Origin of the sequence: Rossellomorea sp. FS2 (assembly GCF_047915635.1) — a bacterium.
Taxonomy (GTDB): domain Bacteria; phylum Bacillota; class Bacilli; order Bacillales; family Bacillaceae_B; genus Rossellomorea; species Rossellomorea marisflavi_A.
Genome location: NZ_JBLRVS010000004.1, coordinates 506,593 through 519,247, shown reverse-complemented (window position 1 = coordinate 519,247; position 12,655 = coordinate 506,593). Strand labels below are relative to the sequence as shown.

Genomic DNA, 12,655 nt, shown 5'->3' with positions numbered 1-12,655 from the left:
GTCTCTATAAAATAGGAGGAAACATGAAAAAAATAAAACTATACTTGGAATATCAGTGCTATCCAATGTGGATTTACGATGAAGACGGTGAGCTAGTTGATAATGATATTGCTAGTGAACTTATGAATGAGCAATCGATTGTTAAAGCACTAGATGCAATTCAAGAAACATATGATAACTTATTTGAGGATAACGAAGTGAGTTTTGAATTTAAGGGTTTTGCACAGGAACAAGATAGAGAACATTTTCTACGTTTAGTTAGCGAAACCGCCAACTCGATTGAAAGCAAATTAAGCGATAATTATAAGGTCGAAAATAAAATAATTCTTTGAGAGTTTATTACCTTGACTGGCTATATGCCTTTCAAGGTTTTTTCTTAACTCAAAGAAGTTTGTGGTTAAAAAATAATCTGACATTTGATTCAAGAGCTCATAAAGGCTGTGCCATCAAGGAGTACTATGTAAACATTGGCTAGAAAGAAAAGTGTGAGAATTAGGCAAGATGACATTTTACATGCAGGAGGTAGTTTTGTATGGAATAGTGACTAAATAAACGATAATGACAAATCTCGTGGCGATGAACAAGGATATAAATAGATTTTAGTTGTGTACAGTTAAAGATATCCTTGAATTTGAATTAATAACTCATGAAGGCTAAACCATCAAGAAGTGCTATTTTAACGCTAATGTAATAAGAGCGAGAATAGGCGAGATGACATTTTACTTACAAGGGACCACTTATGGATGTCATAGGGACGAAACACACGAGATTAAACAAGCTAAAGTGTTTAAACGTTACACTTGCCAAGTAGATGCCAAAGCTATGGTAATGAATGTGGGCGAAGAAGAGAGGCTAAAAGTTAAATTTTATAAACAAGTTGGAGTGGAGTTACTTTAAAATAGACTTATTGTATTAGAAAGAAACTTGCGACAGTTGTTAATAGAATTATTCCTTATACTAAATTCTTTGGAGGAAAGTGATCATGAAAGATTGGGAGTATAATGAAATATTTGAAGCAATTCAGGAGACATATGAAGAGTTGTTAGATGAAGATAGGGGATCTAAGTATGCTATAGCAAAACTATCAGATGAGTTTGATAACTTAGGTAAGATAGAAGATGTCATTGTTGATACTGCTATTGGTGAGATTGCAATTGGACATGATAGAGTTTTTATTGGGCTTATTGAAGGTATAAAAAGGAGATTAAGCAAGTTTAAAGATATTGATGCTTCAAATGAACTGACAAAAGAGGAAATAGCAGATTTAACGAATAGGATAGAAAAAGTATTAGTGGGTCTTAGTAAAGTCGAGATAGATTATAACCCATCTGCCGAGTAAGTTATATTAGATTCTCAACATTAGATAACTATAAGGAGCACTTGATTGTCTTTTTAGGCAACAAGTGCTTTTTTGTAAGGAGTCATTGTCTTGGATAACAAAAATAACTCTATGAAATTAACAACTCATGCCATTAAGGGTCATTAAATTACAGCAGCATGGGGACGGAACCCATGTTTCTTTTTTTTTGGCTTCAGCCTTCAATTTCTAATTTCATTTCAAAAACATGACCAATTAACAGAGTTAAAATACCCATTTTTGTTAAAAGTCTGGTTATTAGTGGTATATAGCTGGTATTGATGGTACGATATTGAACAAATTGGAATTTAATTGGATGAATAGAGTGGGTAACTAGATTCAGATAGAAAGGACCGATCACATGGGTACGGAGATTAAGATTCAGTATGAAGAGGCGGAAGCGGCACTGTCAAAGCTGCGTCAGTCAGTCGATTCCTGGGACACATCATTCCCGAAAGAGATTGGCGGAGCGAATAAGCTTGAAGTCATCAACAAGCTGAACGAGCTCAATGCACAATGTCAGAAAATGCTCGAGACCTACCAAGAACTCCTGCTGGACAACCAGCAAACATCGAAGCAATCAGTGGATTACATGGAAGATACCGACCAAAGCCTCCATTCCATGATTTCTATGGGTCGATAGGGGAGGCACTCTATGAAAATACTAGACGTAGACGGCTTTCAAAAGGGAATAAAAGAAATTGAGGAAACCTTATCCTTTCAGAAAAAACAGGCGGACCAAATGGCGAAGGCCATACAGGGCGTTACCGATCTAGATGAGGCATTCAAGGGAAACGGCGGAAACGCCATCCGGGATTTTTACCGCAGTAAGCACCTTCCCCTACTTGAACAGTATCAGACATTTCTATCCGACTACCAATCCGCCATCAAGCAAATGAATGACGCACTTCTGAACCTGGAGCCAGCACCTGATGGGTTCATGAATGAGGGCTTTTTGGAGAATGAATTACAGGCAGGTCTTCATTTTGCGAAACAGACAACGGTACACCTGACGTTTGAAGCCAATGAAACAATCAAAAGTGTATCCGACATCGTCACGTTGCCAAAGATCGAGGACGAGACCTGCATGCAATATGTGGTCAAGGCCGAGAGAGAAATGAGCTATAGTATCGAAAAGGTGTATGAGTTTGATCATGTACAAATCGCTTCCCTCTCTTCACTACAGGGGCAGGTCGATGCCTTGGAGAAGCAAATCATGCAGCTAACTCCGGTTTTTAAAAGATTGGATTTCAACCCCGTTTTATTACCTACAAAGAAGTTTAAGAGTGAAAAAGAAGACATTATGTCGTTTGCATTAGACCTCAAAAAATTTAAAATTAACCCTCATAATCCAGCGGATAGTGCTGCCATTCTGGAGGGTGGTCTATTGGCACTCACTGATATCGTTATTGACCTCGTTGATACTCTTTATTACATGGTCTCTGATCCATTTGGGTTTGCCCAGGGTATGTTTAACGCAGTCATCCATCTGGACGAGACAATTAAGTATCTGTGGAATGATGTGAAGCAATCCTTTGAAGAAGAATTCATCAATGGTGACCAGAGAAGCAGAGTGAGGTTTATTTCCTATTCAGGAGTCTATATTGCTGCCACTATTTATGGAGTGAAAGGTACAGAGAAATTCGGTACAGTAAGCAAGGCCGGCAGGGTCAGTAATGCTAGTAAAAAAGGGACCAAGCAAGACATCCCGTACAATGTCATGACCGCGGCTGCAATAAAGGCTGCTGCCCACGACGGAATTAAAAGCTTCTTTGATTTAGCGGAGGAATCCAATCGTAAGCTGTATTCTTCGGGAATCGGTATAATGGCAAAGGAAGTAAACTCTTACTCAGAAAAAATAAACGATGTCATTGGAAAGTCAAAAAATGTCTTGAATTCCGAAAAGTTTAGCACCAAAATGGAGAAAACGTATCAAAAAGTGGTATCAGGACCAGTCTCAAAAGCTGTTAATTCAGAGGCTTATTCTACGCTTAAGAAGCTTGTGTTGAATGAGAATGGGAGCGTAAGGTTTACTGGGATTTCTGGGGATAGTAAGATAGGCACTAAGGGTACGGGTAATGCTAATCATCCTATAAGGACTTATAGAAATACAGATTTAAAAAAATTAGAAGAGAAATATACTGCTGACCCAAGAATTACAGTAGAAATGCCATATATGGGTAAGGGTAAGCCAGGAACCAATGCAGAAGGTTGGTTACGTGATAAAGACTTATATTGGAAAGAAATAATGAAAAAACATCCAGAGAGTTTAAGTAAAGCGAATAAACAAAAAATTGATTTAGGTTACTCTCCTATAAATGATAAAACATTTAGAAAACATTTCCCTCAATATGATATAGAAGAATTATATAATGATAAATTAATCCATCATCACGTAGGTGGAGGTGGTCAAGCAGTTGCAGTGCCTTCAAAGCTACACCCAGGAACAGGTGGTATTCATAATGCTGAAAAAGCTGCAGGTGTTTGGGGAAATGATAGTGAGTATGCTGAATTACTTGAAAAATTTATAAATAAGTAAAGGGTGATAACTTTGTCAACAAAAGAAGCAATGCGGACATACTTTCAAATGAGGAAAGAGGTAGCTAATGAAGGTTTAGAATTTTTATTTAAAACACCAATTAGTAGTGATGATAATCTAATAATTTATGAAGGTGAAGTTGATGAGGATGATTACATCTCATGGAAACCTGTGGAAATAACTATTTCACAAGATTTTACAATTTTAGAAGATGAATTTGATATAAAATTGCATAAAACAATAGTTGATTATTTTAACTCATATTGGTTTGCAGACCTAGATGGATTTTATAAGGAGCACTATATTACATTAGAGCATGTCCTACCGAATACTGAGATATGTTCATTCCGAGAGTCTTTGAAAGGATATAAAAAAAATCACGGGGATAGTTTAGAGAAGATACCTATTGGGATTGAAGGAAATGGTTTGTTGGTGGTTATTGAGAACGATACTGGAATAATTCAATTAGAAGATTTTGAAAGAGGTACATTTGATAATATTGCTGAGAATATTCAAGAATTAATAGGGAATTTAAGATTAAAAAGATAACATTTGATTTATTTAGTCGGGGGATAGAAATGGTGAAAACTGAATTTCGTAAAAGAATTCACCCCTGATGAAAACCGCCGAATACGGACTGTAGGGCACCGCCACCTCCCTCGGCTTTGGGGAACAGCGCAATAACAGCCTGACCCAGTCGCTCTTTATTATGGGCGGTGGAGCCGTGGCGCAACATGCCGACAAACTCGCCGGTGCCAATGCCGCCTTCAAATCAGCCGGCCAGCAGGCCAACACCCTGCGTCCTGAAATCCGGAACCAAACCGCCGCCCAGCGCATCCAACAATCCTTCAGTGTATGTAGAAAGTGTTATCATCAGGGATTGGCGAACGATAAAGTTCCACCTGGTGTGTTAAAGCAAGTAAGTTTAAAATATCCTAATCTAATAATCGAAGTAACATCAGAAATTGACGAAAGCATTAAAGTAAGTGGTAGGCTTAATCTAGAGATAAAAAATGGAAAGTGTGTTGAATAGTTGGAGGGTAATTATGGATAGTACAAACTTCGGTCGTTTAACAGGAGACGGTAAAGTAATATTTTTTCTTGGACTTTCAGAAAAAGTTTTGTCGGTATTTTCTTAAAAGGAAGATCAACTTTATGCCCGGAAAGTTATTTGTAAATGTTGGGAGTGGGTAATAGATTGGGAAATGAAATGTTTGGAGAAGATGAATTATGAAACTTATTGGGAGTAAAACTGAACAAGAAATTAGGAAACTCCTTATTAAATCTAATCAGTTACTTTTCGAAAGTGAAGAGAAAAAAAGGCTTCTAGAAGTGATAAAATGTTTTTATCCAGAAATGATTACAGCGTATATCATTTATTGGATACCTGAACAAGGTGAGGATATTTATGAGATACTAATAAACGATAGCATTATATCAGAAATTGAACTAGAGCGTAATAATTCTGAAATAATGCCGAAAGTCGAAACAATGACAATATCTCAGTATTTAAGAGGGCTTAATAAGCAATATCAAATTAAATTAGCTGTTGCTCTTGATTTAGCGAAACATGACTTAAAATACAAAGGTTAATAATTATATATGGAAATGTGATATCAAACTTCCCTAATTTTTTATCGAAAACCTTGATTGGCTATATGCCTTTCAAGGTTGTTTGGTTTTTGTTAATATATGGTTAATACAATCATTTGTGTAAAGTGGAATGAACCAATGGAAAGAACAGGTAGAATTTGGAGGGATGGTATGGATATAGAAAACAAAATGAAAGTTATATTAAACCAAAGAAAAAAATTAAATCTAAATGATGACTATGGGATTTATAAAAGTTGGAATGAAATAATAGAAGTTCTCTCAGAAAATGAGGAAAATACCATAAGATACTTAGAGACTTGTAGTAAAGAAGAGTTGTATTGGATAAGTGAAGTTTTTGAAGATATAGCAGAAATCATACAAAGTAAGAAACTGATTGATTGCTTAAGAACATTAGATGAAAAATATCCAGAATTAGAAATGACAAATGATATTGATCTAGCAGAAAGTTATATTGAAGATCTTTAAATTATAGGAATCGTTGGTGTGCTTAATCACAGGATCATGGGATATATTGATGCATTCTTGAAATTGGATCATGATGGTTGCACCATCATGGAGTACTATATCAGGCGGGAAGGATGATTACCTCTGGATATAAAGAGTCATTTGAAAAGACTATACAATCATCGTTTATTGGAAAATGAGAATGAGGTACGAGATTTTAATGAGTCATTAATGGAAGTAATAGCGTACAACGACGTTTCTGTTATTACAGAATTATGTTTCGTTTTGGATGATGAGACTGAGCAATTTGAGGTTATGTTTGGCTTGATTCATGGAATAGAGAGCTTATATAAAAATAATATAGAAGAAGGACTTGGATGTATTGCTGATGCTTTTCCAAACATGATTAGTTCAGCTAAAGGATGGGCAGAAATTTTGCATTATCGAATCCTTAATCACCCTCAAGTAAGATCAGCATATGGAAAAGTACTTTTGGGATTGGATCCATCCATTACGATCGGTATCAAAGAATTATTGATTAATATAAAAAATGAAGACCCCGATCTGTTTAGTGAATCTGTTAATGAGGTAATCAAGAGCATCTGAAGTTCAAAATTGAAACGATATAAAAGCAAATACAAAAGGTGTCGTGTTATTCTTCATGGATCCTTCAATCACCTATAAGGAAGCTAGAGCTCAAAGGCTGCAGCTTCCATTTTTTATATTCCGCAGGATTTTCTTGAGTGGGAAATTGTGTTTAATGAAAGTTCGTCTTTAGGAGGAACTTAAGTTTTGTGAAAATAAGGATTGCCAAGCGACCGGTAAGGGAATCTAGTTATGACTATAAGATCAAACTGAATGGCAGCAAGCAAGAACAGGGTTAAGAGGAGGAGATTTTAATGAATAAGGAAATGAAACAAACCTTAAATGAGATAATCGACTTCGAAATAGATAGGCCGATAGAACATCATGCACATGAATCCATCCCGCATATAGAACAACAGTATGGTGTGTCTTTACCACAAGACTATAAGGATTTTTTACTGGGATTTGGAGGTTGTTTTATTAAAGAAAATGCGATGTATCAACCCATTGAGATGCCCCCCGTAACACCAAAAGATGGTTTTGACTCAATAAATGGATTTTATGGATGTGTGAGTAACAGTTTGAACCTAATGTCAGTAATACAAACGTATAAAAATGTGTTGGGTGGAAGCTTCTTGCCTATTGCAGATGCAGATGGTGGGGATTTAATTTGCATGGGGTTAAAAGGTGAATACGACGGGAGAATTTATTATTGGTATCATGAAGGCGATACTGGTGAGAATGGTCAAGAGTATTATTATCTTGTAGCCAACTCCTTCGAAGAGTTCATCAGGAAATTTTCATTGCATGAAAGGGAGCAACATGTAAATCTGGATGAAATCGACTTGTTCTTATTAGATGAAGATTGATGAAAGATCAACCATTTGGGAAGTTGAAAGGCATATAAGATGGGAGAGTGAGAAATGGTAAAGATGTATGATGAGTTGTTTGGAGACCTTGAGTATAAAAATAACTTCTGGCGAGGCGAAATGATTATTAACATGTTTAATGTCGAAAGGAGAATACGATTGAGTGTGGATGCTCATGAAGACGCTGATTTTTCAACTATACAAAGAGAGGCATTCCGACATTTCATTCATGATATGTCCTCTATTATGAGCGAGGCGGAGAAGGAAGTCTATGAGTACTATTGTGAGAATGTCGATGAATACAGAGAAATGGTAGGTGATGAATCGGAAGCAAATAACATTGCTCCTAAACTAGATTCACTAACTGGCTTAGCAGAATTAGTGGAACCTATTGAATTCATTGTAAGAAGAGCAAGAGAGAATGGTAAGAGAAGATTGGGGTTATTGTGCGATGTGTCTTGGGATACTGAGAATGGGTTGGGCATAAGGATTGAGGATGAAGTTGTGGAAGAAGTGGGATACCAAGATATCGCACTATGAACGTATAGGTGCGGAAGTAGAATAAAATGCGATTGATGTACCGAAGAAGAATCATGAGGAAGGTTGAATCTGGATCGTCGAAGGGCTTTGTGATGGTACAGATGAATTAGGACGGACCTTTTTACAATAAGTGACTGAGGGCATGTACCGGTCTTATACCGACTATCTGGTTACATCCAGGTCTAGGAAGAAGTCATAATGCTGATAAGAACGGAGATTTGAGGGAGGTGGCAATGTAATGCCCATAATGAATGTAAAAATAGAAAATGATATCAAGTGCTTAAATACATTCCTATAGTAAGAAAAAGTACCGGTAAGAGGTACTAAAAGAATCATTGGAGAACGGTGATTATATCCTAACTTGTAACGGAATAAATATTGATGAACTATTGGAAATGAAAAAGACCATAGGTTTACTATTGAATGCTGGAGCTGCAGTCCATATATTTGAGGGTGATAGGGAAGTCAGCGTTGAATTTTTGGATAACGTAATTGAGTCCCATATGGATACAGAACGATTCCTAGAAGAGATTGATCAAAAAAGAAAATGAGTCAACTATATTGACACTAACAAAACAATTCACTACAATATGTTTAAATGTTTAAACGTTTAAGTAATTAAACATAAAAAATAACTAATCATAAGAAAAGGAAGGGATCCAACCATGACCAACCAAACCGCACTCATCACCGGCGCCTCATCGGGCATCGGGCTGGAACTTGCCAAGCTATTTGCAAAAGACGGCTATGATCTTGTACTTGTGGCAAGAAGTGAAGGGAAGCTCAATCAGCTGAAGGGGGAACTGGAGGCGCAGTACGGGATCCGGGGTACTGTGATCGCCATGGATCTGGGGAAGCCGGAGGAAGCGTACCGCCTGAATGAAGAATTGAAGGGTAAGCATATCGAGATCGACGTACTGGTGAATAATGCAGGCTTCGGCTTGTATGGGGCTTTTGATGAGACGGATCTTGAGGATGAGCTGTCCATGATCGATATCAATATCAAGGCACTGACTGCGTTGACCAAGCTGTTCCTGCCGGGGATGAAGGCGAGAGGGCGCGGGAGGATCATGAATGTCGCTTCTTCTGCTGCCTTTCAGCCGGGACCGCTCATGGCGGTGTATTATGCGACGAAATCGTATGTGCTTTCTCTGACGGAGGCGCTTGAGAACGAACTGAAGGGGAGCGGCGTCACGGTGACGGCCTTATGTCCGGGGCCGACGGAGACCGGGTTCAAGTCCCGTGCGAATCTGGGTGAGTCGAAGCTGTTCAAGAGTGGCGTGATGGACGTCCAGACGGTTGCCCGCATCGGGTATGACGGGCTGATGAGAGGGAAGACCATCGTCATCCCGGGATTCAAGAATAAGCTGCTTGCCAACAGCATTCGCTTCATCCCGAGGAAATGGGTGACGGCGACGGTGCGAAATGTCCAGGAGAGGGCCCGTTAGTCTTGAAGTTTGGCGCTCGTTTGACTATCATTGAGTTGATTAGCTTAAACAAATAGACATTAGAGGGGGATGGATATGGGGCAACAGGCCATCGACGTGTTTCGTTCCTGTATTCCGCTCTTGCAGGCATTGAGTGATCCGGCACGGCAGGACATCATTTTGCTGCTGGCAGAGCATGACCATTTGACAGTAAACGAAATCACCGAGCATTCCACGTTATCACGACCAGCCATTTCGCATCATCTGAAGATCCTCCGGGATAATCAGCTGGTCGCCATCGAGCAAAAAGGCACACAGCGTCTCTACTCATTGGCCCTCGAGCCATCGGTCGGACTGCTGAAGCAACTGATCCATACAGTGGAAAGTACATGCGATCTTTAGTCATCCGGCTTCAGATCCTTTCTTTCACCACAAACGTTCAAATGATTAAACATATAAACGCAGAAAGGGAGTAGAAACAAATGAACCAAACCGCATTGATCACAGGAGCCTCATCCGGTATCGGGAAAGAGTTTGCCACGCAGCTCGCAGCCAAAGGAATGGACGTCATCCTCGTCGCCCGCTCGACGGGGAAATTGCAGGAGCTTGCAACAGAACTGCAAGCGCAATGGAACGTGAACGCAACGGTCATCACGGCCGACCTCAGCAAGGAATACGGGGCGAAGGACGTCTATAAGCAAACGCAGGAGCTCGGGCTCACCGTCGATTATCTGGTGAACAATGCCGGCTTCGCCACCAGCGGTGAATTCCTCTCCAACCCCCATGAGACCGATCACAACCAGGTCATGGTGAACGTGGCCGCGGTGGTGGATATGACGCATCTTTATCTGAAGGACATGGTGGCAAAAGGCTCAGGCACCATCATCAACCTCGCCTCCGTCGTCTCATTCCAGCCCGTCCCCTACATGGCCGTATACGGCGCAACCAAAGCCTTCGTCCTCTCCTTCACCGAATCCCTTTGGGAAGAATACCGGAAGAAGGGGATCAAGGTACTCGCCCTCTGCCCGGGAGCCACAGCCACCTCATTCTTCGAAACGGCCGGAGACGTTTCCTTCGGGAAAATGCGGACAGCTGAACAAGTCGTCCAATCCGCCTTCCAAGCACTGGCGAAAGGGAACAGCTTCGTCGTCGATGGGAAGTCGAACTATGCGACCACACAAATGGGGCGATTTCTGCCGCGGAAAGTGTTGACGCGTTTTGTGGCGGGGATTATGAAGAAATAGAGAGTTTTCCATTCCATAATAGAAGTGCCTTACTTTACTCGGGAGCATCATTCGAGTATGACCTCATAACTAAGTAAATTGAAACATGCACTAGAAGAAACTTATCACATATATAGGTGATATCCGTGTTTCTTAAGGAGGATATCATGAAGCCTTTCTTACCTAGTGAAAAATATTTCGGTGAATTAGAATTAGTTCATTCATTTTATGGAGCTATGCCCACAGGAGTTACTGTTTCTGAAACGGGTCGTATTTTCGTTTGTTTTCCGAAGTGGGGAGACGATGTTACGTTTACTGTGGGGGAAATTGTTGAGAATACATTACAGCCTTATCCTGATGTACAAACGAATGTGGAGAACTACGAGGATATCACCATGACGTTCATCAGTGTCCAAAGTGTAGTTGCCGATGGAAGGGGAACGCTATGGGTATTGGATACAGCGGCACCCAATTTTTCCGAACCGATGAAAGGTGGAGCGAAATTAGTCGCTGTTGATTTAGAAACCAATACAATAAGAAAGGTTTATACCTTTTCGGATGATGTTGTCCTGGCCACAACGTATCTGAATGATGTGCGATTTGATTTCCGTGTAGGAAAAGCGGGTTATGCATATATCACGGATTCATCATCGAAAGGACCAGGAGCTATTATCGTTGTGGATTTATCAACTGGACACGCATTCAGGCGGTTAAATGGGGCAAACTCAACATCACCCGATCCCTATTTTTTACCGAAAGTTGAAGGTCGGATTTTAATGAATCGAAACAAAAATGGATCCACTTCCCGATTTACATTAGCTTCTGATAGTCTCGCGATTTCTCCCGATGGGAAGGCAGTATATTTTGCTCCACTAACCAGCCGTCATTTGTTCTCAATCTCAACAGAGGCCCTTAGAGACAAAACGATCCCTGACACGGATCTACCTTATCATGTGGAGTATTGGGGAGAAAAAGGTGCATCGGATGGCATGATTACAGATGCAAAAGGGACGGTTTATGCTGGAGATTATGAAAACAATAGTATACGAAAGATATGGCCGGATGGCACAATGGAAACCATTGCACATGATCCGAGAATCTTATGGCCGGATACTTTTTCGATTGGTCCGGATCGATACCTATATGTCATTGTAAACCAATTACACCGGCAGGCAAGGTTTCATTATGGAAAAGACCTGCGAGAGAAACCGTATAGTTTACTTCGTATGAAAATTGATGAGCTTCCTGCTTCCACATACACGCTATAAGGTGTGATCCGGTCTTTTTTGATTATCAAATAAACGTCTTATAACATACATTGAAAACCTGACTACTAAAAAGGAAAAGGAAAGTGAATAAAAAGTAGTGCTCACATTCCATCCTTTTTTATATTTTACAAGCTGAGTGTTTTTTTCTAGCCATAGCTCAATAAGGGTCAAGGGTACACTTAAATACAGAACCTTTATTAGGCACTGAAGGATATGAGAATCCTTAGTGATTTGATTATAAAAAACACATGTAATCGGAAAGAGGATGTAATCGAACAATACGCTCGTTTTAACACGTTTTGGAAACCGTGTGGGATATTCAACATACCCTTTATATACAACCAACTTATCGACCAACGATGCATAATAACTCTTTATAAAGAAAACAAGGAGCCAGTCCTTTGCAAGAGGTTTATTAACTAACAAAACAAAGGAACCAATACCAAAGAAATAAAGCCATTTAATCATGTTGATTTCGAATTTCTTTCTCACTTATAGCACCTCCACCGAATAGGTTATCCCTGATTCAAATAGTTATACTAATGAGCGTTAGATAGTACCCTTTTAAACATCAGCGTGCCACGTATGTAATACTCCACCACATTAAGCAAAGAAAGGAAGGTGCGGCTCAACGCCTGCAGCTTCCTTTCTTCGCATCCCGCATGACTCTCTTCAATCCGGTCCCCCGGAAGATGCAGGTCTTCGAATGGTAGGTAAGGGTCTTCTTGTACTGGAATAGCATCATCTTGGTCCATTGTGGTTTCGTGACAGTAATCGATAATTTCCGAG

General features: G+C 39.7%; 17 protein-coding genes. 16 read left to right on the top strand and 1 reads right to left on the bottom strand.

Translation table 11 applies throughout. From position 1 onward, the window contains the following. Positions 1 to 23: 23 nt before the first annotated feature. The 16 genes from ACNA6I_RS13470 to ACNA6I_RS13395 all read left to right on the top strand — a co-directional run bounded on the left by ACNA6I_RS13470 (position 24) and on the right by ACNA6I_RS13395 (position 11,866). Entirely contained in the window at positions 24 to 332 is a 309-nt protein-coding gene (locus ACNA6I_RS13470) for a hypothetical protein (protein WP_048016398.1), read from the top strand. A 650-nt stretch (positions 333 to 982) separates the two neighbouring features. Beyond that, positions 983 to 1,339, top strand: a complete 357-nt coding sequence (locus ACNA6I_RS13465; RefSeq protein ID WP_416313526.1) for an Imm3 family immunity protein — start codon at positions 983 to 985, stop codon at positions 1,337 to 1,339. 379 nt (positions 1,340 to 1,718) lie between these two features. Beyond that, entirely contained in the window at positions 1,719 to 2,000 is a 282-nt protein-coding gene (locus ACNA6I_RS13460; RefSeq protein WP_416313525.1) for a YwqI/YxiC family protein, read from the top strand. Positions 2,001 to 2,012: 12 nt separating this feature from the next. Beyond that, the gene (locus ACNA6I_RS13455) at positions 2,013 to 3,896 is read left to right on the top strand and encodes a T7SS effector LXG polymorphic toxin (RefSeq protein WP_416313524.1); all 1,884 of its coding nucleotides are present in this window, start codon (positions 2,013 to 2,015) and stop codon (positions 3,894 to 3,896) included. A 30-nt stretch (positions 3,897 to 3,926) separates the two neighbouring features. Next, positions 3,927 to 4,445: a SecY-interacting protein Syd gene (locus ACNA6I_RS13450; protein WP_416313770.1), complete on the top strand. Its 519-nt coding sequence runs from the start codon at positions 3,927 to 3,929 to the stop codon at positions 4,443 to 4,445. 160 nt (positions 4,446 to 4,605) lie between these two features. Then, positions 4,606 to 4,929 carry a hypothetical protein gene (locus ACNA6I_RS13445; RefSeq protein ID WP_416313523.1) on the top strand — a complete coding sequence of 108 codons (324 nt, stop codon included), beginning with the start codon at positions 4,606 to 4,608 and terminating at the stop codon, positions 4,927 to 4,929. A 197-nt stretch (positions 4,930 to 5,126) separates the two neighbouring features. Then, a complete protein-coding gene (locus tag ACNA6I_RS13440) occupies positions 5,127 to 5,489 on the top strand; it encodes a hypothetical protein (protein ID WP_416313522.1) in 363 nt (120 codons plus the stop codon). A gap of 171 nt (positions 5,490 to 5,660) precedes the next feature. After that, positions 5,661 to 5,975, top strand: coding sequence for a hypothetical protein (locus ACNA6I_RS13435; RefSeq protein WP_416313769.1), 315 nt, complete (start codon positions 5,661 to 5,663; stop codon positions 5,973 to 5,975). Between the two features lie 123 nt (positions 5,976 to 6,098). Next, positions 6,099 to 6,560: an Imm30 family immunity protein gene (locus ACNA6I_RS13430; protein WP_416313768.1), complete on the top strand. Its 462-nt coding sequence runs from the start codon at positions 6,099 to 6,101 to the stop codon at positions 6,558 to 6,560. A 293-nt stretch (positions 6,561 to 6,853) separates the two neighbouring features. After that, the gene (locus tag ACNA6I_RS13425) at positions 6,854 to 7,408 is read left to right on the top strand and encodes an SMI1/KNR4 family protein (protein ID WP_416313521.1); all 555 of its coding nucleotides are present in this window, start codon (positions 6,854 to 6,856) and stop codon (positions 7,406 to 7,408) included. Positions 7,409 to 7,462: 54 nt separating this feature from the next. Further along, a complete protein-coding gene (locus ACNA6I_RS13420; RefSeq protein WP_416313520.1) occupies positions 7,463 to 7,948 on the top strand; it encodes a DUF6985 domain-containing protein in 486 nt (161 codons plus the stop codon). 335 nt (positions 7,949 to 8,283) lie between these two features. Continuing rightward, on the top strand, positions 8,284 to 8,499 hold the full coding sequence (locus ACNA6I_RS13415) for a hypothetical protein (RefSeq protein WP_416313519.1): 216 nt from the start codon (positions 8,284 to 8,286) through the stop codon (positions 8,497 to 8,499). A gap of 114 nt (positions 8,500 to 8,613) precedes the next feature. Further along, the gene (locus ACNA6I_RS13410) at positions 8,614 to 9,396 is read left to right on the top strand and encodes an SDR family NAD(P)-dependent oxidoreductase (RefSeq protein ID WP_416313518.1); all 783 of its coding nucleotides are present in this window, start codon (positions 8,614 to 8,616) and stop codon (positions 9,394 to 9,396) included. Positions 9,397 to 9,471: 75 nt separating this feature from the next. Further along, complete coding sequence (locus ACNA6I_RS13405) at positions 9,472 to 9,777, top strand: ArsR/SmtB family transcription factor (RefSeq protein WP_416313517.1); 306 nt, start codon at positions 9,472 to 9,474, stop codon at positions 9,775 to 9,777. Positions 9,778 to 9,857: 80 nt separating this feature from the next. Then, positions 9,858 to 10,619 (top strand): SDR family NAD(P)-dependent oxidoreductase, encoded by a 762-nt coding sequence (locus ACNA6I_RS13400; protein WP_416313516.1) that lies wholly within the window; start codon positions 9,858 to 9,860, stop codon positions 10,617 to 10,619. 146 nt (positions 10,620 to 10,765) lie between these two features. Then, positions 10,766 to 11,866 carry an L-dopachrome tautomerase-related protein gene (locus ACNA6I_RS13395; RefSeq protein ID WP_416313515.1) on the top strand — a complete coding sequence of 367 codons (1,101 nt, stop codon included), beginning with the start codon at positions 10,766 to 10,768 and terminating at the stop codon, positions 11,864 to 11,866. Here ACNA6I_RS13395 and ACNA6I_RS13390 read toward each other — a convergent pair. Next, on the bottom strand, positions 11,861 to 12,334 hold the full coding sequence (locus ACNA6I_RS13390; protein WP_416313767.1) for a CBO0543 family protein: 474 nt from the start codon (positions 12,332 to 12,334) through the stop codon (positions 11,861 to 11,863). The two genes, ACNA6I_RS13395 and ACNA6I_RS13390, sit on opposite strands and share 6 nt — an antisense overlap. Positions 12,335 to 12,655: the final 321 nt, after the last annotated feature.